The sequence below is a fragment of the Pilimelia columellifera subsp. columellifera genome, from assembly GCF_039532605.1.
Taxonomy (GTDB): Bacteria; Actinomycetota; Actinomycetes; order Mycobacteriales; family Micromonosporaceae; genus Pilimelia; species Pilimelia columellifera.
Genome location: NZ_BAAARY010000024.1, coordinates 1 through 24960, shown reverse-complemented (window position 1 = coordinate 24960; position 24960 = coordinate 1). Strand labels below are relative to the sequence as shown.

22 protein-coding genes and 1 pseudogene are annotated in these 24960 nt (G+C 72.1%); all 23 read left to right on the top strand.

Annotated features, from left to right (window positions below):
* The first annotated feature begins 367 nt into the window (after window positions 1-367).
* Complete coding sequence (locus tag ABD287_RS16825; RefSeq protein WP_344174211.1) at window positions 368-1183, top strand: tetratricopeptide repeat protein; 816 nt, start codon at window positions 368-370, stop codon at window positions 1181-1183.
* Window positions 1180-1977: pseudogene (locus tag ABD287_RS16820) on the top strand (HAD-IIA family hydrolase); the annotation flags it as partial. The gene ABD287_RS16825 and the pseudogene ABD287_RS16820, both read left to right, overlap by 4 nt.
* Before the next feature lie 148 nt (window positions 1978-2125).
* Window positions 2126-2674 carry a phasin family protein gene (locus ABD287_RS16815; RefSeq protein WP_344174203.1) on the top strand — a complete coding sequence of 183 codons (549 nt, stop codon included), beginning with the start codon at window positions 2126-2128 and terminating at the stop codon, window positions 2672-2674.
* On the top strand, window positions 2671-2877 hold the full coding sequence (locus ABD287_RS16810; RefSeq protein ID WP_344174213.1) for a hypothetical protein: 207 nt from the start codon (window positions 2671-2673) through the stop codon (window positions 2875-2877). The genes ABD287_RS16815 and ABD287_RS16810 overlap by 4 nt, the downstream gene beginning before the upstream one ends.
* Window positions 2878-2927: 50 nt before the next feature.
* Entirely contained in the window at window positions 2928-3794 is an 867-nt protein-coding gene (locus ABD287_RS16805; RefSeq protein WP_344174201.1) for a TlyA family RNA methyltransferase, read from the top strand.
* Window positions 3791-4675 carry an NAD kinase gene (locus tag ABD287_RS16800; RefSeq protein ID WP_344174199.1) on the top strand — a complete coding sequence of 295 codons (885 nt, stop codon included), beginning with the start codon at window positions 3791-3793 and terminating at the stop codon, window positions 4673-4675. Before ABD287_RS16805 ends, ABD287_RS16800 begins: the two co-directional genes overlap by 4 nt.
* 49 nt (window positions 4676-4724) lie before the next feature.
* Window positions 4725-6524 carry a DNA repair protein RecN gene (gene recN, locus ABD287_RS16795; protein ID WP_344174197.1) on the top strand — a complete coding sequence of 600 codons (1800 nt, stop codon included), beginning with the start codon at window positions 4725-4727 and terminating at the stop codon, window positions 6522-6524.
* A 64-nt stretch (window positions 6525-6588) separates the two neighbouring features.
* On the top strand, window positions 6589-7767 hold the full coding sequence (gene steA / locus ABD287_RS16790; RefSeq protein ID WP_344174195.1) for a putative cytokinetic ring protein SteA: 1179 nt from the start codon (window positions 6589-6591) through the stop codon (window positions 7765-7767).
* Between the two features lie 45 nt (window positions 7768-7812).
* Entirely contained in the window at window positions 7813-8739 is a 927-nt protein-coding gene (locus tag ABD287_RS16785) for a copper transporter (RefSeq protein WP_344174193.1), read from the top strand.
* Complete coding sequence (locus tag ABD287_RS16780; RefSeq protein ID WP_425565651.1) at window positions 8736-9569, top strand: hypothetical protein; 834 nt, start codon at window positions 8736-8738, stop codon at window positions 9567-9569. Before ABD287_RS16785 ends, ABD287_RS16780 begins: the two co-directional genes overlap by 4 nt.
* 19 nt (window positions 9570-9588) lie before the next feature.
* A complete protein-coding gene (gene murJ / locus ABD287_RS16775) occupies window positions 9589-11196 on the top strand; it encodes a murein biosynthesis integral membrane protein MurJ (protein WP_344174191.1) in 1608 nt (535 codons plus the stop codon).
* A gap of 24 nt (window positions 11197-11220) precedes the next feature.
* Complete coding sequence (locus ABD287_RS16770; RefSeq protein WP_344174189.1) at window positions 11221-12342, top strand: glycosyltransferase family 4 protein; 1122 nt, start codon at window positions 11221-11223, stop codon at window positions 12340-12342.
* Complete coding sequence (locus ABD287_RS16765) at window positions 12339-14492, top strand: hypothetical protein (RefSeq protein WP_344174187.1); 2154 nt, start codon at window positions 12339-12341, stop codon at window positions 14490-14492. Before ABD287_RS16770 ends, ABD287_RS16765 begins: the two co-directional genes overlap by 4 nt.
* A 175-nt stretch (window positions 14493-14667) precedes the next feature.
* Window positions 14668-16479 (top strand): CTP synthase, encoded by a 1812-nt coding sequence (pyrG, locus tag ABD287_RS16760; protein ID WP_425565650.1) that lies wholly within the window; start codon window positions 14668-14670, stop codon window positions 16477-16479.
* Window positions 16476-17051 carry an NUDIX domain-containing protein gene (locus tag ABD287_RS16755; RefSeq protein WP_344174185.1) on the top strand — a complete coding sequence of 192 codons (576 nt, stop codon included), beginning with the start codon at window positions 16476-16478 and terminating at the stop codon, window positions 17049-17051. Before pyrG ends, ABD287_RS16755 begins: the two co-directional genes overlap by 4 nt.
* A 188-nt stretch (window positions 17052-17239) precedes the next feature.
* A complete protein-coding gene (gene ald / locus ABD287_RS16750) occupies window positions 17240-18358 on the top strand; it encodes an alanine dehydrogenase (RefSeq protein WP_344174182.1) in 1119 nt (372 codons plus the stop codon).
* 307 nt (window positions 18359-18665) lie between these two features.
* On the top strand, window positions 18666-19598 hold the full coding sequence (locus ABD287_RS16745) for a ParA family protein (RefSeq protein WP_344174180.1): 933 nt from the start codon (window positions 18666-18668) through the stop codon (window positions 19596-19598).
* A 6-nt stretch (window positions 19599-19604) separates the two neighbouring features.
* Window positions 19605-20258, top strand: a complete 654-nt coding sequence (locus tag ABD287_RS16740; RefSeq protein WP_344174178.1) for a hypothetical protein — start codon at window positions 19605-19607, stop codon at window positions 20256-20258.
* A complete protein-coding gene (locus ABD287_RS16735) occupies window positions 20255-21082 on the top strand; it encodes a segregation and condensation protein A (protein WP_425565649.1) in 828 nt (275 codons plus the stop codon). Before ABD287_RS16740 ends, ABD287_RS16735 begins: the two co-directional genes overlap by 4 nt.
* Window positions 21079-21810: an SMC-Scp complex subunit ScpB gene (gene scpB / locus ABD287_RS16730; protein WP_344174176.1), complete on the top strand. Its 732-nt coding sequence runs from the start codon at window positions 21079-21081 to the stop codon at window positions 21808-21810. The genes ABD287_RS16735 and scpB overlap by 4 nt, the downstream gene beginning before the upstream one ends.
* The gene (locus ABD287_RS16725; protein WP_344174174.1) at window positions 21803-22564 is read left to right on the top strand and encodes a pseudouridine synthase; all 762 of its coding nucleotides are present in this window, start codon (window positions 21803-21805) and stop codon (window positions 22562-22564) included. Before scpB ends, ABD287_RS16725 begins: the two co-directional genes overlap by 8 nt.
* A gap of 65 nt (window positions 22565-22629) precedes the next feature.
* The gene (gene cmk / locus ABD287_RS16720) at window positions 22630-23310 is read left to right on the top strand and encodes a (d)CMP kinase (RefSeq protein ID WP_344174207.1); all 681 of its coding nucleotides are present in this window, start codon (window positions 22630-22632) and stop codon (window positions 23308-23310) included.
* Between the two features lie 32 nt (window positions 23311-23342).
* On the top strand, window positions 23343-24740 hold the full coding sequence (gene der / locus ABD287_RS16715; protein WP_344174205.1) for a ribosome biogenesis GTPase Der: 1398 nt from the start codon (window positions 23343-23345) through the stop codon (window positions 24738-24740).
* Window positions 24741-24960 lie beyond the last annotated feature (220 nt).

The following is a 24960-nucleotide window of genomic DNA, read 5'->3' as shown; positions in this document are numbered from 1 at the left end:
TTACCGCGGCGGCGACCGCCCTAGCGGCGACCGCGGCGGTTACCGCGGCGACCGCCCCAGCAGCGACCGCCCCACCGGCGACCGCGGCGGATTCCGCGGCGACCGAGGGTCCGAACGTCCCAGCTTCGCCGACCGTGGAAACCGCTCCGGCGACCGTCCCCGGGAGGACCGGCCCAGGGAAGACCGGCCGCGCCGCGACGACCGGCCGCGTGGCGACTTCCGGTCCGGCGATCGTTCGCGTGGCGACGACCGCCGGGAGCCCGCTGGTCCGGTGGCGCCAGAGCTTCCGGCCGAGATCACGCCCGACCAGCTCGACAGTGATGTGCGGGCTGAGCTTCTCTCGCTGAGCCGGCCGGTTGCTGAGACGGTGGCGCGCCATCTGGTCGCTACCGGTCAGCTCATCGATGAGGCCCCTGAGCAGGCGCTGGCGCATGCGTTGGCAGCTCGCCGACTGGCCTCACGAATAGCGACGGTCCGTGAGGCTGTCGGACTTGCGGCGTATCACGCTGACGAGTGGCAGACCGCGATTGCCGAGCTGCGGACCTATCACCGGATGTCTGGCAACCAGGCCCATCTGGCGGTGCTAGCGGACTGCGAGCGGGCGTTGGGCCGGCCGGAACGGGCCGTCGATCTCTACCGCAACGCTGATCGTGACGCGGTGGGCCAGCCAGCCGCGATTGAGCTGCTGATCGTGGCCGCGGGGGCTCGCGGCGACATGGGTCAGCGTGACGCGGCCGTGGCCATGCTCCAGGTCCGCGAGTTGACGGCGGAGGACGGGGAGTGGCTTCCGAGGTTGCGTTACGCGTACGCCGACGCGCTGCTGGCCGCTGGGCGGGCTGAGGAGGCCCGTGAGTGGTTCGCTCGTGCCGCGAGCATCGACGAGGACCTGGTCACTGACGCGGCCGAGCGGCTGCTCGAGCTTGACGGTGTGAGCATCGAGGAGCCGGACGAGGACGAAGAATCGGACACCGACGGTTCCCCTGACGCCGAGGATGTTTCCGAGGCCGACGAGCCGATGGACGACCGGGCCGACTCCGACGATGACGCGGAACACGACGACGACGTGGAAGCTGGCGCCCGGAGCGAGGGTGGCGTGTCGGCGTCCTCGGAGGGTTCTGGCGAGCGACAGGGCTCGGGCGGCGACGACAACGCAGGGAACGACAGCGGAACACCGACTCGCTGACCATGACTCGGCTGGTGGACGACTACGATCTTGTCATTTTCGACCTGGACGGCGTTGTCTTCCTCGGAGCGCAGCCGATTCCTGGCGCGCCCGAGGCGATCTCACAGCTGGACGCCGAGGGCGTCGCGGCGGCCTTTGCCACCAACAACGCCTCTCGGCGACCGGCTGAGGTCGCTGCCCTGCTCAGAGGGATGGGGGTGCCGGCCCGGGCCGGCGAGGTGCACACCGCGGCCCGGGCCGCCGCGGCTGAGCTTGCCCGGCGGTTGCCTGCCGGCGCTCCGGTCCTTGTCGTCGGCGCCGATGCTCTGCGGGCTGAGTGCGCTGAGGTCGGCCTTGCCGTGGTGGCGGCGGCAGCCGAAGCTCCGGTCGCGGTGGTGCAGGGCTACGGCCCGCAGGTGTCCTGGGCCGAGTTAGCCGAGGCATGCGTGGCCGTTCGGGCCGGAGCGGCGTGGGTAGCCACGAACACCGATCGGACGCTCCCCTCGCCGCGGGGCCCGCTACCTGGCAACGGGGCGTTGGTGGCGGCCCTTGCCGTGGCGCTGGACCGGCAGCCCGACATCGTCATCGGGAAGCCGGCGCCCGGCCTGTTTGAGCAGGCGGCGCGGCGGGCTGGCGCGACTCGCCCGCTGGTGGTCGGCGACCGGTTGGACACCGATATCGAGGGCGCCGTCCGGGCTGGCATGGACAGCCTGCTGGTGCTGACCGGAGTCGCCTCCGAGGAGGACGCCGCCAGCGCCGCGCCGGCGCAGCGCCCCCGTTTTGTCGGCGCTGATCTCGGTGCTCTGTTCCTGCCTCCACGACTGCCGGCATCCTAGGGAACCGCCGCCGAGCTTTCGGCGGCTCCGGACGCCAGCGTCCCCGGGCCACGCCTGGTGCTACGGCGGGCGGCCCCGGCCGGGTAGCGTGATGCGGGATCGTGGGCGACGGTGGAAGGCGGAGACGATGCAGGACACTTGGCGCGCGTACGTGGAGTTGCTGACCGGCGTCACCGAGGCGTCCCGGAAGCGGGCGCAGGATCTGGTCGCGCGGGCTGTTGGCGTCGGTGGCGCGACGGCCGTTCAGGCTCAGGCCATCAGCGAGGAGATCATCTCCGCGGCCGTGTCGAGCCGCGGCGCCCTCCTCACCACCATTCGCGGTGAGGTCGAGGGCGCCCTTGGGCGGATGGGTCTGGCCGGCGCGGATGACGTGGATGCCCTCTCCCGGCGGGTCGACCGGTTGGAGTCCCAGGTCGCGCAGTTGCGGGTCGAGGCCGCGACGGCAGCCGGCGCGGCCACCGTTGTCCGGTCCTCGACGCCGACTGTCGGTTCAGCGGCGGCGCCTGCGGCCCGCCCGGTCGTGAAGAAGGCTGTACGGAAGGCCGCGAAGAAGGCGACGCCGGCGGGAGGCGCCTCGCCCGGCGGGACCGCAGCGCCGGCCCAGGGCGGCCCATCCAGCGGCGCACCGTCGCCAGCGGCGGACGGGGCGACCTCCGTGAAGGGCTCGGGCGCGTGAATGGCGCGGAGTCTGCGGGCCGTTGGTCGGGCGAGGCCATTGTCGGCGCCGGCCCCGCCGAGACCGCGGGGCACCCGGCCGTGGATGCCGCTGTCCGAGCGATGGCCAATGCCGCGGATCTCCCGCTGCCGGACCAGATCGCGCAGTATGAGGCCGCCCACGGCACCTTGCGGGACACCCTGGCCACGATCGACGACGCCTGAGGCGAACTGCCACGCGAACGACCCGTCTACCACGCGAAGGACCCGTTGAGATGGCCCGTCGAATGCGGCTTGACGCTGAGCTCGTCCGCCGAGGGTTGGCGCGTTCGCGTGAGCAGGCCGCGGAGCTGGTGTCCGCCGGCAGAGTTCAGGTGCGCGGCGTGGCTGCGGCGAAGGTGGCCGCCATGGTCGATCCGGCCGACCCGGTCCGGGTTCTCGGGGACGACCCACGGGACGATTTCGTCTCCCGCGGCGGTCACAAGCTTGCCGGCGCGCTCGCCGACTTCAGCCTGCGAGGGCTCCGCGTCACCGGCCGGCGCTGCCTGGACGCCGGCGCGTCGACCGGCGGTTTCACTGACGTGTTGCTACGGGCCGGGGCCAGCCGGGTAGTCGCGGTCGACGTCGGGTACGGGCAGCTCGCCTGGGCGTTGCGTAACGATCCCCGGGTGGTGGTGCACGAGCGCACGAACGTGCGCGCCCTGACGCCGGAGATCATCGGCGGGGTGGTGGACCTCACGGTCGCTGACCTGTCGTTCATCTCGCTGCGCCTGGTGTTGCCCGCGTTGCGGGACTGCACCTGCCCCGACGGGGACCTGGCCCTGATGGTGAAGCCGCAGTTCGAGGTCGGCAGGCAGCGCGTCGGCGACGGCGGGGTCGTCCGCGATCCGACGTTGCGTGCTGAAGCGGTGCTGGAGGTGGCCGCCGGCGCCGGCCGGTTGGGCCTCGGCGTGGCGGGGGTCGCCGCCAGCCCGTTGCCGGGGCCGAGCGGAAACGTCGAGTTCTTTCTCTGGTTGCGGGCCGACGCGCCGCCGGTGGACGCCGATCAGGTCGCGGCGGTCGTCGCGGCCGGGCCTGCGGGCGGCCCGACCGGGGCGGCCCCCCCGGCGACGGATTCCATCGGAGCGGGGGAGCGGCGATGAGTCGGGCTGCGTTGCTGGTCACCCATACCGGCCGGGTGATGAACACCGCCCACGCGCGGACCGTCGCCAAGGATCTGCTGGACGCCGGTTTCCAGGTGCGCGTCCTGGCCCAAGAGGCCCCTGATCTTGACCTGCCGGGGCTGACCTGGGTCGACGACCCTTCCGCGGCTGACGGTGCGGAGATCGTCTTCGCGTTGGGCGGGGACGGCACGCTCCTTCGCGCCGCCGAACTGGCCCGTCCGGCGAAGGCCCCGTTGCTGGGCATCAACCTGGGAAAGGTCGGATTCCTGGCTGAGGCCGAGACTGATGACATCGACCAGGTCGTCCGCGACGTCATCGCGCGCGAATACACCGTGGACGAGCGGCTCACCCTCGACGTGCGGGCCGAACTGGCCGGCAGCGAGGTGGCCAGCTCCTGGGCGCTCAACGAGGTCACGGTCGAGAAGGGCTCCCGCGCGCACATGCTGGAGCTGCGGGTCGACGTGGACGGGCGTCCGCTGTCGCGCTACGGCTGTGACGGGGTGGTCTGCGCCACGCCGACCGGTTCGACGGCGTACGCGTTGTCGGCCGGCGGTCCGGTCGTGTGGCCGGAGGTGGAGGCGATGCTGCTGGTGCCGATCAGCGCGCACGCCCTGTTCAACCGGCCGTTGGTGACCGCGCCGACGTCCACCATCGACATCACCGTCGACCCGTACATCGCGATGGCGGTGTTGTGCTGTGACGGTCGTCGCGTCTTCGACCTGCCGCCGGGGGCGAAGGTGCAGGTGAGACGGGGTCACCTGCCGGTGCGGGTGGCCCGGTTGCGTCCGCAGACGTTCACGGAGCGGCTGGTGGCCAAGTTCGGGCTGTCGGTGTCCGGTTGGCGCGGCGGACGCCCGTAACGGGCGACGGGTTGGCCAGCGTCGGTGTGCGCCGCTACTGTCGGGCACTGTGCTGGAGGAGTTGCGCATCACCGGGCTCGGCGTGATCGACGACACGACCCTGCCGCTGACCCGAGGCATGAACGTCATCACCGGCGAGACCGGCGCGGGCAAGACGATGGTCGTGACCGGTCTGGGCCTGCTGCTGGGCGGTCGGGCCGACGCGGCGAAGGTGCGGGCCGAGCCGGGTCGCGCGGTCGTCGAGGGGCGGGTCCGCCCGAGTGGCGGGGCAAGTGGGTCGATAGCCGAGCGGGTTCGGGACGCCGGCGGCGACGTCGACGAGGACGGCGCCTTGCTGTTGAGCCGTACGGTGACCGCCGAGGGTCGATCCCGGGCGCACGTCGGCGGACGGTCGGCGCCGGTGGGGCTGCTCGGCGAGCTGGGCGAGCAGCTGGTGGCGGTGCACGGCCAGGCCGGTCAGCTCCGGCTGCTGCGTCCGGCTGAGCAACGCTCCGCCCTGGACCGGTTCGCCGGACCTGAGCACGAGAAGGCCCTGGTCGCCTACCGGCAGGCCTTCGACCAGTGGCGCCGGATCAGCGGTGACCTGGCTGACCGCCTCGCCAACCTGCGCGAGCGCCACCGCGAGGCCGATCTGCTGCGGCTGGGACTGGCCGAGATCGCCGAGTTGGACCCGCAGCCGGGCGAGGACATCGCGCTGCGCGCCGAGGCTCAGCGGCTTGAGCATGCTGAGGGTCTGCGTATCGCCGCGCACGCCGCGTACACGGCCTGCGGCGGCGACGCCGACGCTGACGCTGACGCCGTGGCGCTCATCGGCGCCGCCCGCCGCCAGCTCGACGCCCAGGCATCGGTGGACGCCGCGCTCGGGCCGCTGTCTGAGCGTCTCGCCGAGGCCGGCGCGTTGGTCGCGGACGTCGTCGCGGAGCTGTCCGCCTATTTGCAGAGCCTGGATGCGGACCCCCATCGGCTGTCGGCGCTGAACGAGCGACGTGCGGTCCTGAGAACGCTGACGCGCAAGTACGCCGACGATATCGACGGGGTGCTGGGCTGGGCGGCCAGGTCACAGGACCGGCTCGCTGAGCTGGACTCGTCGGATGAACGGTTGGAGGAGCTCACCGCCCGCCGTGACGCCCTCGCGGCGGAGGTCGCGGATCTGGCCGCCGGGCTGTCCGCGTCGCGGCGGGAGGCGGCGGTCCGCTTCGCCGATCAGGTGAGCGTCGAGTTGGCGGGCCTGGCCATGCCACAGGCGCGGATCGAGGTGTCGGTGACGCCGCGTCCAGTGGCGTCGGACGCGGCGACCGTCGTCATCGCGGGGTCGCCACAGGCGGTGGCCGCTGACGGTGCCGACGAGGTGGAGCTGCGGTTGGCCGCTCATCCGGGGGCGCCGGCGCTGCCGTTGCAGCGGGGCGCGTCCGGAGGTGAGCTGTCGCGGGTGATGTTGGCGATCGAGGTCGTCTTCGCCGGCGCGGGCGGGCCGGGCACGCTCGTCTTCGACGAGGTCGACGCCGGGGTGGGAGGTCGGGCCGCGGTGGAGATCGGCCGGCGGCTGGCCAGGCTGGCCCGCAGTCATCAGGTGCTGGTGGTGACGCACCTGCCGCAGGTGGCCGCGTTCGCCGACCGGCATCTGGTGGTCGCCAAGGACACCAGCGGCTCGGTGACGACCAGCGGGGTCCGGATGGTCACCGACGATGATCGGGCCCGCGAGCTCGCCCGGATGCTCGCCGGCCTGCCGGACTCTGACCTGGGGATCGCGCACGCGCAGGAGCTGCTGGCGGTCGCGGCGGCGGAGAAGCAGCCGCCGGTGCCCGTCACCCGGGCCAAACCCGCAAGCGAGAGCGTCAGAAATCGGTGATAACCGTGCTGAACAGGCATGTCGCGCTCACGGCGCGTTCGGCGACATGTCAAGATGGCTGACGATGCGTCTACCCACCCTGCGTCGGACCCGCAGCGCCGAGCCAGGCGCGCTGTCCGGCACTGCCCGCCTCGACCGCCGGACCAAGCGTCTGGTCGGTCGGCTGCGCCCCGGTGACATCGCCGTCATCGACCATGTCGACCTCGATCGGGTCGCGGCGGATTCGTTGGTGGCGGTCGGTGTCGCGGCGGTGCTCAACGCCCGGCCGTCGATCTCCGGCCGCTATCCGAACCTCGGCCCGCAGATGCTCGTCGAGGCGGGCATTCCGCTGATCGACGACCTCGGCGAGACGATCTTCCAGCAGTTACGTGAGGGCGCCGTCGTCCGGATCGAGGACGACAAGGTCCTGGTCGACGGCGAGCCGGTGGCTGCCGGCGTCCGTCAGGACGTCGCGTCGGTCGGCAAGGCGATGGCCGACGCGCGTGAGGGCCTGTCGGTGCAGTTGGAGGCATTCGCGGCCAACACCATGGAGTACCTCAAACAGGAACGTGACCTCCTGCTCGACGGCGTCGGCGTGCCGGACGTCGTGACGTCGTTCGCGGGCCGGCACTGCCTCATCGTGGTGCGCGGCTACGACTACAAGGCCGACCTGGACGTGCTGCGCCCGTACGTGCGCGAGTTCAAGCCGGTGCTCGTCGGCGTCGACGGCGGCGCCGACGCTCTCGTCGAGGCCGGCTACACGCCCGACATGATCATCGGTGACATGGACTCGGTCTCCGACGACGTGCTGCGCTGTGGCGCCGAGGTGGTGGTGCACGCCTACCCGGACGGCCGGGCCCCTGGCCTGGCGCGCACCCAGCAGTTGGGCGTCCCGGCGATCACGTTCCCGGCCGCGGCCACCAGCGAGGACCTGGCCATGCTGCTTGCCGACGAGAAGGGCGTTTCGCTCATCGTCGCTGTTGGCACGCACGCCACGCTCGTCGAGTTCCTCGACAAGGGGCGGGGCGGCATGGCGTCGACGTTCCTGACCCGGTTGAAGGTCGGTGGAAAGCTGGTGGACGCCAAGGGCGTCAGTCGTCTCTACCGGCAGAACCTGTCCGGCTCGGCGCTGCTGCTGCTGGTGCTCTCGGCGATCGCCGCGATGGCGGCGGCGGTGGCGGTGTCGACCGTCGGCAAGGCGTACCTGGCGGTGGTGGCCGCCTGGTGGGACAACCTGATCTTCCCCCTGCGGCAGTTGTTCTGACGAGCGTGGCGCAGTCAGCGGGCGACGGACCAAGAGGCCATTGAAGTGATCAACTTTCGGTACCACGTAGTGTCGCTGACCGCGGTCTTCCTCGCGTTGGCGATCGGTCTGGTCGTCGGCACGGCGGCCCTCAACGGCCCCGCGGCCGACTCCCTGAGCGACCAGGTCAACTCGCTTGGCAAGGCCAACGGAAACCTGCGCGACCAGGTCATCCACCTACGCGAGGACGCCGGGCGCAAAGAGGACTTCCTCCGGTTGGCCGCCCCCAAGATCATCGGTGGCGCCCTGACCAACCGTCGGGTACTGGTGCTGACCCTGCCGGGCGGCCGGGAGCACGCCGAGGGCGTGCGCGCGATGCTCGCGGTCGCCGGCGCCAGGGTCACCGGCCAGATCGACGTCGAGGACAAGTTCATCGACCCGGCCAACGGCATCGAGCTGCTGGACCTGGCCGACAAGGCGTTGCCGCCCACCGTCGCCGCCGCCACGCTTCCCGGCAACAGCGACGGCGTGGAGAAGTCCAGCGCGTTGCTTGCCGCGGCTCTGCTCGATCGCGTCCCCGCGGTGGCGCTCAACGACCTCCGCTCGGTGCTCGCGGCGTACCAGGACACCGGCTACCTGTCCACCTCGGCCGCGCCGTCCGGCCCCGCCGAGGTCGTCGTCGTGGTCAGCGACCTGCCGCCCACCGACAACAACGCTCAGGCAGAGAACAAGAACACGTTGACCCTGGTCGCCCAGTTCGACCGGGCCGGACGGATCGTCGTCGGCGGCGGCGGGGTCGGCGCGGGCAACGTGGTCGAGGCGGTGCGGGCCGACCCGACCCTGTCCAAGACCATCTCCACCGTCGACAACGCCGACACCGCCCAGGGGCAGCTGGTCACCGCGATGGCCGTCGGTGGCCAACTCGTCGGCGTCGCCGGTCAGTACGGTGTCGGCGCCGGGGCACAGGGTCTGATGCCCAAGGCCGCGCCGTGAGAGGCCGTCGCGCGGGGCGCCTCGCGCTGTTGGCGGTCGCCGGGGTCGTCGCGCAGACGGCCGTCGAAGCGCTCACCGCCACCCCGGTGGCGCCGGCGCTGCGGCGGACGAACTTCCGCGGGCGGCAGGTCACCCTCGCCGGCGGCCCCGCCGCCGCCATCGCCGCCTCGGCGGTGTCTGCCGCCGGCGCCGGCAGCCGACGTGCCGCCGGCGCGTGCCTGCTGGCCGGGCTGGGCTCGGGGGCAGTCGGACTCTACGACGATGTCGTCGGCAACCGCCCGGAGCAGAAGGCGTACAAAGGGTTCCGCGGGCATCTGGCGGCGCTGCGGGAGCGGCGGGTCAGCAGCGGAATGGTGAAGATTCTCGGGGTCGGCGCGGCCGCGGTCGGCGCGGCCGCGCTGGTGGACGCCGGACGTCAGCGTCGCGTCGTCGACACCGCGCTCGCCGCTGGCGTCATCGCTGGCGCGGCCAACCTTGTCAACCTGCTCGATCTGCGTCCGGGTCGGGCGCTCAAGGTCACCACGATGCTCGGGGCCCTGATGCTCGGCGGGCGTGGCGGCGGCATGGCCGCCGGCCCGGTGGGCGCGGCCGGCGGGCTGCTCCGCGACGACCTGGGCGAGAACATCATGGTGGGGGACTGCGGCGCCAACGCTCTCGGCGCGTTGCTCGGCACGGCGTTCGCCGCGCGGACGGGCGTCCTCGGTCGTGCCGGGGCGCTGGCGGTCATCGCCTCGCTCACGCTCGCCAGCGAGAAGGTCAGCTTCACCGCCGTCATCGATCACACGCCTGCGCTGCGTCAGCTGGACGACCTCGGTCGTCGTCGACTGTAGATCTGACCAGACGTCCGACGTGAGTTCCCCATCCCCCGGGCCAGCCGTCCGGATCGCCGGCGCTGCCACCATGATCGCCTTGCTGACGGTGGTCGCCAGAGTCGTCGGGTTCGGTCGTACCGTCGTGTTCGGCAACGCGGTCTCGGACACTGCCGTCGGTTCGGTGTACACGCTGGTCAACGCGGTGCCGAACATCGTCTTCGAGGTGGTGGCCGGCGGGGCCCTGGCCAGCCTGGTGGTGCCGCTGCTGGCCGGTCCGGTCGCGGCCGGCGACCACCGGCGGGTCGCCGCGATCGCCTCCAGCCTCCTACTGTGGACGGTGGCGCTGCTGGCGTCGGTGGCGGCGGTCGTGGCGTTGGCGAACGGTCCGATCCTGGACCTGCTGAACGTTCCCGCCGACATGCTCCCGATGGGGCGCCGGATGCTGTGGGTCTTCGCGCCGCAGATCCCGCTGTACGGGGTGGCCGTCGTGCTGACCGGGGTGCTCCAGGCGCACCGGCGGTTCCTCTGGCCGGTGCTGGCCCCGCTGCTTTCGAGCGTCACAGTGATCACCGCCTACCTGTCGTTCGCCGCGGTCGCCGGAGCGCGTCCGGACGCGGGCGCGGTGAGCCGCGGCGCCGAGCTGATCCTGACCGCGGGCACCACCGCGGGCGTCGCGGTCCTGGGCCTGTGCCTGGTCGTCCCGGTACGGCGGCTCCGCCTTGGTTGGGACCTGACCGCCAAGATGCCGGAGGCGGCCCGCCGCACCGTCGCGGGGCTTGCCGGCGTGGCCGTGGTGACCGTGCTGGGGCAGCAGCTCGCCCAACTGGCCATGCTCGCCCACGCGGGGGCCGGCCCACCGGGAACGCCGGTGCAGTTCAACTTCGCCCAGACGGTGTTCCTGCTGCCGTGGGCGGTGCTGGCAGTCCCGGTGGCGACCGCCGTCTACCCAGGTCTGGCGACCGCCGCGGCGGAACGGGACGATACCCGCTTCGCCGCCACCCTCGCTCCCGCCGTCCGGGCAGCGGCGCTGCTCAGCGCGCTCGGCGCCGCGTTGCTCGTCGCGTTGGCCGGTCCAGCCGCTGATGTCCTGCTCGGCTCCGCCGGACGGTTCGCGCTGGCGGACGGCATCGCTGCGTCGGCGCCGGGACTGCTGGGCTACGGTCTGTTCGCCGTGCTCTCCCGCGCCCTGTACGCCAGGGGCGCGGTCGGGTTGGCGGCTGCCACGACCGGCGCCGGCTGGCTGGCGGTGATCGGCGGCACGTTCGCCCTCCCGCTTCTGCTCCCCGTGCCGATGGTCCCCGCGTTGCTGGCCGCCCAGTCGGCCGGCCTGCTGCTGCTGGGCGCTCTGATGGTGGGCGCGACGTCACGGATCGCCGGTCCGGCCGCGCTCGCCGGCCTCGGCCGCGCGGCCTCAACCGGGCTGGTCGCGGCCGTGGTCTCGGCGGCCGGCGGTTGGGCCTTGGAGGGCGTGCTGCCTGGCCTTCTGCCAGCCTGGACACCAGCTGTGGCCGGCGCCCTGCGCGCCGCCGTCGTCGCGCCCGCTGTCATGCTGTTGTTCCTCGCGGTGGCTTACCCGTTGGATCGTCACGATCTGCGGCCGGCGCTGGCGCGCCTGCGCGCGCTGCGATCCCGCCGTCGTGGCTAGAGCGATATGGAAAGGGAGGCGCCGGTGACTGGCGCGGTGTCCGGCGCCGACATCCGGCGCGGACAGGTGGTGCAGGTTCTGGCGTCCAGCGCTGGTGGCATCGGCGCGCATGTCGCGTCGGTGACCCGTGGCCTGCGGGCCGACGGGGCTCCGGTGACCGTCTGCGCCCCGGCGTCAGCGCTGTCGCTGTTCGATTTCGGCGACGCCGCGACGTCCCCGGTCGAGATCCCGCCCAGCCCCCGCCTGGCGGATCTGCGCGCGGTGTGGACGCTGCGGCGTGCGATCCGAACAGCTGGCCATGTGTCCGTCGTGCACGCCCACGGCCTTCGGGCCGGATTCGTCGCGGTGCTCGCCCGCACCGGGCGACCGTTGGTGGTGACCTGGCACAACGCGCCGTTGTCCGGCGGCGTCCGCGCGGTGGCGCACCGCGTGCTGGAGACAGCGGTGGCCCGCGGCGCGGACGTCACCCTGGGAGCGTCGTCCGATCTTGTCGAGCGGGCCCGCCGGGTCGGCGGCCGCGACGTGCGGCTGGGCGAGCTGTCCGCGCCGCGGCTGGCGCCCGGCCGTAGCCGTGCCGAGGTCCGCGCCGAGCTCGGCCTCGGCGAGGATGTCCCGTTGCTGCTCACCGTCGGCCGGCTGCACCCGCAGAAGCGGCTCGACGTGTTGGTGGCCGCCGCTGCCCGTTGGCGCGACCTGCGCCCGACGCCGCTGGTGGCGATCGCCGGCGACGGGCCGGACACGGACACGCTCCAGGCCCAGGTCGCCAGGGCCAACGCGCCGGTCCGGCTGCTGGGGCGTCGGTCCGATGTCGCCGACCTGCTCGCCGCGGCGGACCTCGCCGTGGTGACCAGCTCCTGGGAGGCCCGGCAGCTGTTCGTCCAGGAGGCGCTGCGGGCTGGTCTGCCCCTGGTGGCGACCGCCGTCGGGGGGATCCCCGGCCTCGTCGGCGACGCCGCCCGACTGATTCCGGCCAACGATGTCGACGCCGTTGACAGCGCCGTCCGGGAACTGCTCGGCGACCCGCAGGAGCGGGTCCGGCTGACCGCCGCCGGCCGTGCGAGGGCGGCGACGTGGCCGTCCGAGGCCCAGACGGTGGCGGCGCTCGCCGACCTGTACCGGCAGCTGGACCGCGGGTCCGGCCGGTGAACGGCGACAGCCCCGGCTCGGGCGCGCGCGCCGCGGCGGCTACGGTGCGGCGGCTCGGGCTGGCCATCCTGGCAGCTTTGACGGTCTTCATCGCGGTGGTCGGCCAGTCGGCCGACCTACCCGGACCGGACCAGACGCGGCATTCGGACTACGCGGTGGTGGTTGGCGTCGCCGGGCTGCGGTGGAGCGACCTCGACCCCGAGCACACGCCGACCCTGTGGCGGCTGGCCGCGGAGGGTTCGGTGGGCTCGCTGTCGACCCGCTCGGCCCGCGCCCCCACCTGCCCGGCCGACGGCTGGCTGACGCTGGGCGCGGGAAACTTCGCCGCCTGGGAGCGCGGCGACGGCCCCTGCGGCGCCGCCACGGCGCGGTTGGAGCGGCCCGACCGGCTCGGCGCGCACCTACCGGACCAGCGCGCGGTCGTCGCCCGCAACAGCGCCTCGCTGCCGTGGGGCGCCGTGCCCGGGGCGTTGGCGGAATCGGTGCGCTGCGCGGTGGCTGTCGGCCCCGGGGCGGCGATCGCGGCCGCCCGACCGTACGGTCGGGTGGACCGGTACGAACCGACGCTCCCGCCGGTCGGCGCCAGCGAGCTGTTGGCCAGCTGCGTGCTGAGCGTCATCGACGCCGGCGCCATCGGCGGTGGCCCGGACCGCCGGGCGGCCGCCAGGAGGGCCGACCAGACGGTCGCCGCGGTCGTCGCGGCCCGGCCGCCGAACGCGCTGCTGCTGGTGGTCGGGGTGGGCGACGTCAGCGCCGGCTCGCGTCTGCAGGTGGCGATCGCCCACGGTCAGGGCTGGGAGGGCGGTTGGTTGACCTCGCCGAGCACTGACCGCGACGGATACGTGCAGCTCGTCGATGTGGCGCCCACCGTCCTGTCGTCGCTGGGGCGGTCGGTTCCGTACCGGCTTCTCGCTGGCCGGCCGATGACCTCGACACCGGGCCGCCCGGCGGATCTGCCCGCTGTCGTCGCCGCGTCAACGGACGCCGACCAGGCGGCCCGGGCGCAGCTGCGGGTGGCGGGCTGGTTCTTCGGCGGTCTCACCGTGGTGTTCATGGTCCTGTCCGGCCTGGCGGTGCCGTTGCTGCGCCGGGCCCGTCGTCACGCCGGTCCCGGCGGGCCGCCGTCGCCGCCGCGACGGTGGCTGCGGTTGATGGAGCTGGCGTTGGTGGCGGCGGCGCTGGCGATGCCGGCGGCGCTGGTCGCGGACGTTCTCCCGTGGTGGCGCGCGGGCCACGGCGGTTGGCTGTTCCTGGGGATCACCGCGGTCGTGGTGACGTTGTTGACGGCGCTGGTCGCGGTGACTCCGCTGTACGCCCGCCCCTGGGGGCCGATCGCCATGGTCGCCGGGATCGCCACGAGCGTCGTCGTCGCCGATCTGCTGACCGGTTCGTCATTGCAGCTCAACGGCGTCGCCGGCTATTCGGCCCTGGACGGGGTCCGGTATGCCGGGATCGGGTCGGTGGGACTCGGCGTCCTGGTGGCCGGGGTGCTGCTGGGCGCCGGTTGTGTGGCGCAGCTGCTGGCCCGATCGGCGCGTCCGTGGGCGATGGCGGGAGTGGGCGCGGTCGCCGTGCTGCTCGTCGGTAGCCCATACCTCGGCGCGGACGCGGTGGGCGCGATCGCCGTCACCTCGGGCGTGGCGGTCGCGGGGGCGCTGAGCGCCGGCGGCTGGCTCACCTTCTCCAGGTTCGCATGGTCCAGCCTGGCCGGGGTCGCGGTCGCGGTGGGCCTCGCGACCTGGGATCTGAGGCGGCCACCGCAGGACCAGGGGAGCCTCGGGCGGTTCCTTACCCAGTGGAGCGAGGGCGCCGGCGGGCCGACAATCCAGCGGACCGGCGCGGCGAACGTCATCACCTTCGCCACCAGCCCGTTGACGATTCTGGCGATTGTCGCGGCCCTGTTCGTCTGGCTGGCGCTGCTGCGGGACTGGGGTGGCCTCAAACGGCTCTACGGGATCTATCCGGCTATCCGGGCGGGCCTTGTCGGAGTGGCGGTGGCGACGCTCCTGGCCGGCGCGGTGGGGGGGCTGGCGCTCAACGTCGCCGGGGCGGCGGCTGCGGTCGTCGTCCCGTTGGCCACCCTCGGCGCGCTGCGGGTCCTCGACCATGCCGCCGACCGCACCCCTCTCCCGCAGCAGCTCTCGGACTGACCCCGCCCCGCGGGAGGCGGGTCGAGCATGGTGTTAGCGTGGAGACCCGTGGATCGCGAAGATCCACGACCAGGCTGGCGATTGACCAGTCCGGTCGTGGAGAGTCGCGGGCGCAGCAGCCGAACAGCGCGGCGCCGGGCCTGCCCGGACGCCCGCACGACCACGGGAGCAGGCCTTGGCCCCATCAACACGGACCACCCGGCACATCTTCGTCACCGGAGGCGTCGCCTCCTCGCTGGGCAAGGGTCTGACGGCCTCCAGCCTCGGCAATCTGCTCACCTCCCGCGGCCTGCGCGTCGTCATGCAGAAGCTCGACCCGTACCTCAACGTCGACCCGGGCACGATGAACCCGTTCCAGCACGGCGAGGTCTTCGTCACCGAGGACGGCGCCGAGACCGATCTGGACGTCGGCCACTACGAGCGTTTCCTGGACCGTGACCTGTCCGCGTCGGCGAACGTCACCACCGGCCAGGTGTACTCGACGGTCATCGCCAAGGAGCGCCGGGGTGAGTACCTGGGCGACACGGTGCAGGTCATCCCGCACATCACCAACGAGATCAAGGCCCGGATCTTCGCGATGGCCGAGCCGGACCGCTCGGGCCGTGTCCCGGACGTGGTGATCACCGAGGTCGGCGGGACCGTCGGCGACATCGAGTCCCTGCCGTTCCTCGAGTCGATCCGCCAGGTGCGGCACGAGATCGGCCGGGACCGCTGCTTCTACCTGCACGTCTCGCTGGTGCCGTACCTCGCGCCGTCCGGCGAGTTGAAGACCAAGCCCACCCAGCACTCGGTGGCGGCGTTGCGCAACATCGGCATCCAGCCCGACGCGCTGGTCTGCCGCTCGGACCGCGAGATCCCCGAGGCGGTCAAGCGCAAGCTGTCGCTGTACTGCGACGTGGACCAGGAGGCGGTCATCGCCGCCCCGGACGCGCCGAGCATCTACGACATCCCGAAGGTGCTGCACCGTGAGGGCCTGGACGCGTACGTCGTTCGCCGGCTCGGCCTGTCTTTCCGGGACGTGGACTGGCGCGGCTGGAACGACCTGCTGGACCGGGTGCACAACCCGAAGCACACCGTCACCATCGCCCTGGTCGGCAAGTACGTGGACCTGCCGGACGCGTACCTGTCGGTGACCGAGGCGGTGCGCGCCGCCGGGTTCGCCCACCGGGCCCGGGTGCAGATCCGGTGGGTGCCCAGCGACGAGCTCATCAATCCGGCCGGCGCCGCGGCGGCCCTCGACGGCGTCGACGGCATCCTCATTCCGGGCGGCTTCGGCGTGCGCGGCATCGAGGGTAAGGTCGGCGCGGCCCGCTATGCGCGGGAGAACCGCATTCCGGTCCTGGGCCTGTGTCTTGGACTGCAGTGCATGACCATCGAGGTGGCCCGACACCTGGCCGGCATCGAGGGCGCGAACTCGTTGGAGTTCGCCGAGAACGCCGTCGACCCGGTGATCTCCACGATGGCCGACCAGACCGACATCGTCGCCGGGAACGGCGACCTGGGCGGCACGATGCGCCTGGGCGCGTACCCGGCCGCGCTGGCCGAGGGTTCGCTGGTGGCCAAGGCGTACGGCCAGACCGACGTGAGCGAGCGGCACCGGCACCGGTTCGAGGTGAACAACGCGTACCGGGACCGCCTGTCGGCGGTCGGCCTGCGGTTCAGTGGCACGTCGCCGGACGGCCGGTTGGTGGAGTTCGTCGAGTTGGACACCGTGCTGCACCCGTTCTTCGTGGCCACCCAGGCCCACCCGGAGCTGAAGAGCCGCCCGACCCGTCCGCACCCCTTGTTCGCCGCGTTCGTCGGCGCCGCGCTGACCTACCACGCCGGTGACCGGGTCGCCACGGCGGAGCCGCGCCAGGCCGAACTGTCCACGACGGCCGGAGAGTCGGCCTCGTCGTCCGGGGAGCCGGCCCCGGCGGCCGACGAGCCGGCGGCCCCGGGCGCCAGGGAGTCCACCGGCCGCGCCGGCGCTCGTCCGCGTCGGTGAGCGTGCCTGACGGCTACGTCGTCGTCGGATCGACGGACCGGTTCGCGGGCCGGATCTTCTCGGTGGTGAGCGACGAGGTCCGGATGCCCGACGGCGGGGTGGCGACCCGCGACTACCTGCGCCATCCCGGCGCGGTGGCGGTCATCGCCGTTGACGACGCCGGGGCGGTGGTGCTCCTCGGGCATTACCGGCATCCGGTGCGTCGGCGGCTGTGGGAGGCCCCGGCGGGGTTGCGGGATGTCGTTGACGAGCCCGCGGTCCGCACCGCGCAGCGCGAGTTGGCCGAGGAGACCGACCTGACGGCCGGGTCGTGGACGCCGTTGCTGCGCCTGCATCCCTCGCCGGGCTGCTCCAGCGAGGAGATCGAGGTGTTCCTGGCGCGGGACCTGGCGGACGCTCCTGGGGAGCGCCCACCGCGCCGCGGCGAGGAGGCTGATCTGATCGTCGAGCGCATCGCGATGCCGCGCGCCCTCTCTATGATCGACTCTGGGGAGATCACCAACGGCGTGACGGTGGCGGGTCTGTTGGCGGCGGACCGCCGGCTGCGCGCCGCCGCGCAGGTCGCCCGGTAGGCGTGGGTCCGCGGGCGGAGCGGCCCGGACCTCGGCGAGTTCTGGCGAGGGCGTGGCGCCGGCGATGTCCGCCACTGCCGGCTTTAGACTGCCGGACGGCCGTGGGTGTTGCTGGCTTCGGCCGGCTGACATGTTGGCGACGGCCGGCTGAGCAGCGCCGACACTGACGAAGACAGCGAGGGTGACAAATGGCTAAGGTCGGGATTCCCCGCGAGGTGAAGAACCACGAGTACCGGGTGGCGTGCACCCCGTCCGGGGTGCACGAGTTGGTCCGGCACGGGCACGAGGTGGTTGTGGAGGCGCAGGCCGGGGTCGGTTCGTCGATCACCGACCAGGAGTTCGCCGCCGCCGGGGCGACGATCCTGCCGACCGCCGATGACGTGTGGGCGGCCGGCGATCTGATCCTGAAGGTCAAGGAGCCGGTCGCCGAGGAGTACCACCGGATGCGCGAGGGGCAGACCCTCTTCACGTACCTGCACCTGGCGGCGTCGAAGGAGTGCACCGACGCCCTGCTGGACCGTAAGGTCACCGCGATCGCGTACGAGACGGTGGAGACGTCGGACCGGGCGTTGCCGTTGCTGGCCCCGATGTCTGAGGTTGCCGGTCGGCTCGCCCCGCAGGTCGGCGCGTACCACCTGATGCGTTCCGGCGGGGGGCGTGGCGTGCTCATCGGCGGCGTGTCCGGGGTGTACGCGGCGAAGGTCGTGGTCATTGGCGCCGGGGTTTCGGGCATGAACGCGGCGGCGATCGCGCTCGGCATGCAGGCCGAGGTGTTGCTGCTGGACAACAACATCAACAAGCTGCGTCAGGCTGACGCCATCTACCAGGGGCACCTGCAGACTGTCGCCTCGAACTCGTACGAGGTCGAACGGGCCGTCCGGGACGCGGACATGGTGATCGGCGCGGTCCTGGTGCCCGGCGCCAAGGCCCCGACGTTGATCTCCAACGATCTGGTGTCCCGGATGAAGCCCGGGGCGGTGCTCGTGGACATCGCCATCGACCAGGGCGGATGCTTCGAGGACTCGCGTCCGACCACCCACGCCGACCCGACCTACGCGGTCCACGACACCCTGTTCTACTGCGTGGCGAACATGCCGGGGGCGGTGCCGCACACCAGCACCTACGCGTTGACGAACGTCACCATGCCGTACGCGCTGGCGTTGGCCGACCTCGGTTGGCGTGAGGCCCTGCGTCGGGACCGGGCGCTGGCTCTGGGTCTGAACACCCACGACGGCCATGTCACCTACGGCCCGGTGGCCGAGGCCCACGGCATGACGGCCCTCAAGCTGGATGACGTGCTGTCCTGAGCCGAACTCGCTGACCACGATCTTCTGATCATGGACGCTGCGTCTTCCCGGCCCGTGACCGGGCGCGCGGCGTTCATGATCAGAGGCGCTGGTTCGAGTGGGTGGCGGGTGAGGGCGGGGTGGGATGTGGCGTAGGGTCGACACGCCGGGCCGCAGGTCGGACCGGCTGCATGGCGCGGTCTGTGACGTGGCGTACAGTCGCCGCATCGGCGCGAGCGCGGTGGGAACGCGAGACCGGTTCGCAGCGGGGCGCCACACCGGACACCGAGGGCATCGGTGCTCGTGGGGAAGGGCGTGAGGCGGAGGAATGGCAGGCAACGGCGACCGGGCCGAGGCGTGGACCACCGCGCTGCGCGCCCAGCAGTCCTCCCTTGACCTCAGCGCCCAGCTGGGCCCGGCCGACCCCACCGCCTACACCACCCGTCGGCCCATCCCCGACCCGATGCCCCCCGACCGGCACGGCCCGGCGCGCATCATCGCCATGGCCAACCAGAAGGGCGGCGTCGGCAAGACCACCACCACGATCAATCTCGGCGCGGCGCTGGCCGAGTACGGTCGCAAGGTCCTGCTGGTGGATTTCGATCCGCAGGGCGCGTTGTCGGTCGGTCTGGGCGTCAACCCGCACACCCTCGACCTGTCTGTCTACAACCTGCTCATGCAGGACGACGTGACCGTCGAGGAAGTCGTCATCAAGACCGATGTCGCCGGGCTGCACCTGCTGCCGGCGAACATCGACCTGTCGGCGGCCGAGATCCAGCTGGTCAACGAGGTCGCCCGGGAGATGGCGCTGGCGCGCATCCTGCGCACCGTCCGCAAGGACTATGACTTCATCCTCATCGACTGTCAGCCCTCGCTCGGCCTGTTGGCGATCAACGCGCTGACCGTCGCCCACGGCGTGCTCATCCCGCTGGAGTGCGAGTTCTTCAGTCTCCGGGGCGTGGCGCTGCTGCTCGACACCATCGACAAGGTGCGCGAGCGGCTCAACTTCGACCTGGAGCTCGAAGGCATCCTGGCCACCATGTACGACAGCCGCACCACGCACTGCCGCCAGGTGCTCCAACGGGTCGTCGAGGCGTTCGGCGACAAGGTCTACCAGACGGTCATCACCAAGACCGTCAAGTTCCCGGAGTCCACCGTGGCCGGGGCGCCGATCACCACGCTCGATCCGGCGTCCTCCGGCGCCCGCAACTACCGTCAGCTCGCCCGCGAGGTCATCGCCGCGCACACCGACCAGGGGTAGCGGGCGGTGCTCTTCGCCCTGGCCTGGCCGGTGTCGTTCGTCGGGCTGCTCCTCGGGTTCGTCCTGGCGGTCGTGACGCGGTCGGCGGCCCGCCGCGCCACCGCCCGCCTGGTCCGCGCGCCGGTCAGACCGCGCGGCGCCTCCTGGTGGCGCGCCGAGTTCGACATCTTCGGTGTCGTGGCCGCCGCTGTCGCCGGGCCCGGCTGGGGACGCGGCGTCGACCTTGACCATTCCGGTTCCCGGGCGCAGCGGGTCGTGCCCACGCTCGTCGGGGCGCTGTCGCCGCTGCTGCTCGGCGCCGCTCTGCTGGCCGGCTACCGCGTCGCCTACGGCCCGCCGCCGCTGCTGCTGGCCACCGACCAGCTGCACGGCGGCCCCGCTCCCGACTACCTGGCCGAGCTGCTGCTGTCCCTGGCAGTGGAGCTGTTGTGCTTCGGCGCCCTGGCGTTGCTGCCGCTGCCGCCCCTGGACGGGTACGCGCTGCTGTGGCACGCGATGCGCACCCCACGGGTGACAGCACACAAGATCCGGCATGTCCTGGTGGACAACAACGTCGGGCCGTTGATCCTGCTCTTCATGTCGTTTTTCCCACTGGACCGCCCGATGCTGCGGATCCCAGTCGACCTCATCGCCACCCCGCTACTGTGGGCGCTCGCGTGACTGACGGCGCCACCGAGGGCTTCACCGTCCGGCTCACCAACTTCACCGGCCCGTTCGACCTGCTCCTCCAGCTGATTTCCAAGCACAAGCTGGACGTCACCGAGGTCGCGCTGTCGACGGTCACCGACGAGTTCATCGCCTACATCCGGGCGATGGGGGAGGGCTGGGACCTCGACGAGGCCAGCGAGTTTCTCGTCATCGCCGCCACCCTGCTCGACCTCAAAGCCGCCCGGTTGCTGCCGGCCGCCACCGTCGAGGACGAGGAGGACCTGGCGCTGCTGGAGGCACGGGACCTGCTGTTCGCCCGGTTGTTGCAGTACAAGGCGTTCAAGGAGGCCGCGGCCCACATCAGCGGCCTGGAGGCCGCCGGCGCCCGGCGTTGGCCCCGGTTGGTCAGCCTGGAGCCGCACTACGCCGCGGCGTTGCCGGAGCTGGTGCTCACCATCAGCCCGCAGCGGCTGGCCGCGCTCGCCGTCAAGGCGATGACCCCGAAGGTCGCCCCGACGGTGTCGGTGGACCACATCCACCAGGTGCGGGTGAGCGTGCGTGAGCACGCCGGCATCCTGCGGGACCGGTTGCGGGCTTTGCAGGTCGCGACGTTCCGGACGCTGTGCGCCGACTGCCAGAACACCCTGGAGGTGGTGGCCCGGTTCCTGGCGCTGTTGGAGCTGTACCGGGAGGGTCTCATCAGCTTCGTGCAGGCCGAGGCGCTCGGCGAGCTGACCGTCCGCTGGTCGGGCGGAGACGGCGCGGTGGAGTTGCGGGTGGACGAGTACGCGGGGACGCCGGCCGAGACCGCGGCCGACGCCGACGGACAGGAGTGAACGTGGACGAGCACCGTTCGCTGGCCGACGAACTGGCCGGCTGGGCGCCGCCGCCGGGGCGTCCCCGGCCGGAGACCGACCAGGTCGCCCAGGCCCAGCCCGCTGTGGAGGTAGTGCCTGCTGTCGAGCCTGAGTCGGCAGCAGTGGCAGAGCCCTCGGCAGCAGTGGCAGAGCCGGTCGGGCCGCTGGACGACGCCGAGCTGACGGCGGCGCTGGAGTCGATCCTGCTCGTGGTCGACGAGCCGGTGGCCGACGACAAGCTCGCCGAGGTTCTCGACGAGCCGCTGGAGCGGGTGGTGTTCGCTCTGGTCGAGCTGTCGGCCCGGTACACCGCGGCCGGCAGCGGCATTGACCTGCGCCGGGCGGCTGGTGGCTGGCGGCTCTACACCCGACCCGAGTACGCCGACTACGTGCAGCGGTTCGTCCTCGACGGGCAGCAGTCGCGCCTCACCCAGGCTGCCCTGGAAGCACTCGCGGTAGTGGCATATAAACAGCCTGTGACGAGGTCGCGCATCTCGGCCATCCGGGGTGTCAACTGCGACGGGGTGACCCGTACCCTGGTCACTCGCGGGCTTATCGAGGAGTGCGGCAGCGAGCCGGACAGCGGCGCGTACCTCTACCGCACCACCCCGCTGTTCCTGGAGAAGCTGGGTCTGGACTCTGTCGACCAGCTGCCCCAGCTCGCCCCGTTCCTGCCCGACAACGTCGAGGAGATCGCCGATGCCTGAGCCGACCACCGACCGGCAGTCCTTCCCGCCGGCCGCCACCGAGCGGCTGCAGAAGGTGCTCGCCGCCGCCGGGATCGGCTCGCGCCGCGCCTGCGAGGACCTTATCTTCCGGGGCAGGGTGACCATCGACGGCCGTCGCGCCGAGCTCGGTGACAAGGTCGACCCGCTGACCGCCGAGATCAAGGTCGACGGGGCCCGGGTCGTCGCCAACACGAACCTGGTGTACCTGGCGATGAACAAGCCGCGCGGAGTCGTGGCGACGATGGACGATGAGAAGGGCCGGGAGGCCATCGCCGACTACATCGGCAACCTCAGCCAGCGGGTCTTCCACGTCGGCCGGCTGGACGCCGACAGCGAGGGCCTGCTGCTGCTCACCAACGACGGCAACCTCGCGCACCGGCTCATGCATCCGTCGTACGAGGTCGCCAAGACGTACCTGTGCGAGGTGGCCGGACCGGTGCCGCGTCAGCTCGGCCGGACTTTGACGTCCGGTGTCGAGCTGGAGGACGGCCCGGCCAGGGCCGACTCGTACCGACTGGTCGACGCGGTCGGCCGAACGGCGTTGATCGAGATCGTCCTGCACGAGGGTCGCAAGCACATTGTCCGGCGGATGCTTGAGTCGCAGGGCCACCCGGTGCAGCGCCTGGTGCGCACCGCGATCGGACCGATCCGGCTTGGCGACCTCAAGGCGGGACGGACCCGGCGGCTTAACCGCGGCGAGGTCGCCGCGCTGTTCCAGGCCGTCGCCGACTGAACGGTCGGTTTGGGTGTGCGCCGGACAACCGGCAGAATGTCCCGGTGGCGCTGAAGGAGGAAACGTTGACTGGTGAGCTGGGCTCGTCACGGTGTGTCGTGGCGGTGGACGGCCCGTCGGGCTCGGGCAAGTCGACTGTCTCCCGCAGGCTGGCCACGGGTCTCGGCGCCCGCTATCTGGACACGGGCGCCATGTACCGGGCCGTGACGTGGGCGGTGCTGCGCTCCGGCGTCGACCTTCATGACGCAGCGGCGGTCGCCAAGGTCGCCGCCGAGATCGACCTGGCCGTCGGCACTGACCCGGCCGCGCCGACGTTCGACGTCGACGGCACATGCGTCGATGTCGCCATCCGCGGCAACGAGGTCACCGGCGCCGTCTCCGCGGTCGCCGCCGTCGCCGAGGTGCGCCGGCTGCTGGTGGACCGGCAACGTGCGCTCGTCGAGGCCGCCGACCGGATCGTCATCGAGGGACGTGACATCGGGACCGTCGTGGCGCCGGACGCTGACCTCAAGGTCTACCTGACCGCCTCGGCCGCTGAGCGGGCCCGCCGCCGTAGCGCCGAGAACGCCGCCGACGTCGCCGCGACCGCGGCCGACCTGGCCCGGCGCGACCAGCACGATACGACCAGGGCGGTGGACCCGCTGGCTCAGGCCTCGGACGCCGTGGAGTTGGACTCCACCGCGCTGGGCATCGACGAGGTCGTCGCCACCATCCGTGAGCAGCTGCTCGCCCGGGGAGTGAAGTGACCGACGAGCTTACCGAAGACGGCTGGGTGGAGCTGCCCACCGTTGACGACGATGCCGAGATCGACGCCGCCGGGGACGAGGTCGACTTTGGGCCGGTCCCGGTCGTCGCTGTCGTTGGTCGCCCGAACGTGGGTAAATCGACTCTGGTGAACCGGATCATCGGCCGGCGTCAGGCGGTGGTCGAGGATGTCGCGGGCGTCACCCGGGACCGGGTCGCCTATGACGCCGAGTGGCTGGGACGCCGGTTCACCGTCGTCGACACCGGCGGCTGGGAGCCTGACGCCCGGGACCGGGCCGCCGCTATCGCCGCCCAGGCCGAGATCGCGGTGGCCACCGCCGACGTCGTCATCTTTGTGGTGGACGCGGTCGTCGGCCCCACCGACGTGGACGAGGCCGCGGTGAAGATGCTGCGCCGGGGCGCCAAGCCGGTGCTGCTGGTCGGCAACAAGGTGGACAACACGGCGTTGGAGTCCGAGGTGGCAGCGCTGTGGTCGCTCGGGCTCGGCGAGCCCTATCCGATCTCGGCCCTGCACGGCCGTGGCTCAGGTGACCTGCTGGACGCCGTCCTCAAAGCCATGCCGATCCCGGCGCCGACGGGTCCGGCGGGCCCGCGTGGACCGCGCCGGGTGGCCCTGGTCGGCCGGCCCAACGTCGGGAAATCCTCGCTGCTCAACCGGCTCGCCCGCGAAGAGCGCGCGGTCGTGGACTCGGTCGCCGGCACCACTGTCGACCCGGTTGACAGCCTGGTCGAGATCGGCGGCGAGACGTGGCAGCTGGTCGACACCGCCGGTCTTCGCAAGCGGGTCGGCCGGGCCAGCGGCACCGAGTACTACGCCAGCCTGCGTACGTCCGCGGCGGTCGAGGCCGCTGAGGTGGTGGTGATGCTGCTGGACGCCAGCGAGCCGATCTCGGAGCAGGACCAGCGGATTCTGAGCATGGTCGCCGAGGCCGGCCGGGCCCTGGTGATCGCATTCAACAAGTGGGACCTGGTGGACGCCGACAGGCGTTACTACCTGGACAAGGAGATCGAGCGGGAGCTCAAGCGGATCCCGTGGGCGTTGCGGGTGAACATCTCCGCGCTCACCGGCCGGGCGGTCGACAAACTCGCGCCAGCGTTGCGCACGGCGCTGGCGTCGTGGGAGCAGCGGATCCCGACCGGGGTGCTCAACCAGTGGTTGACCGCCCTGGTGCAGGCCACGCCGCACCCGGTGCGGGGCGGACGGGCTCCGCGGGTGCTGTTCTCGACGCAGGCCGGCACGAAGCCGCCGAAGTTCGTGCTCTTCACGACCGGCCCGATCGACGCCGGGTACCAGCGATTCATCGCCCGGAAGCTGCGCGAGGAGTTCGGCTTCGTCGGCTCGCCGATCGAAGTCAGCGTCCGGGCGAAGAAGAACGCCGGAAAGGGCGATCGGGGCAAGGCTCACGGCTGAACAACCGATACGAAAAGAGGAGCCCCCGACGCGGTCGGGGGCTCCTCTTTTCGTTTGTGTCAGGGTGGGTCGGGCCGTTTTCCGCCCACCGTCCTCATGGTTGTTCGCCCGAGCCAATTCAACAATGAGGTGATCTCAGCAAGGGCGTGATCGTCGGCGGGGACGACACGGGCACCTCGTCCATAACGGACGGTGTTGGAGAGGGCGCGGGGCCCTCGGT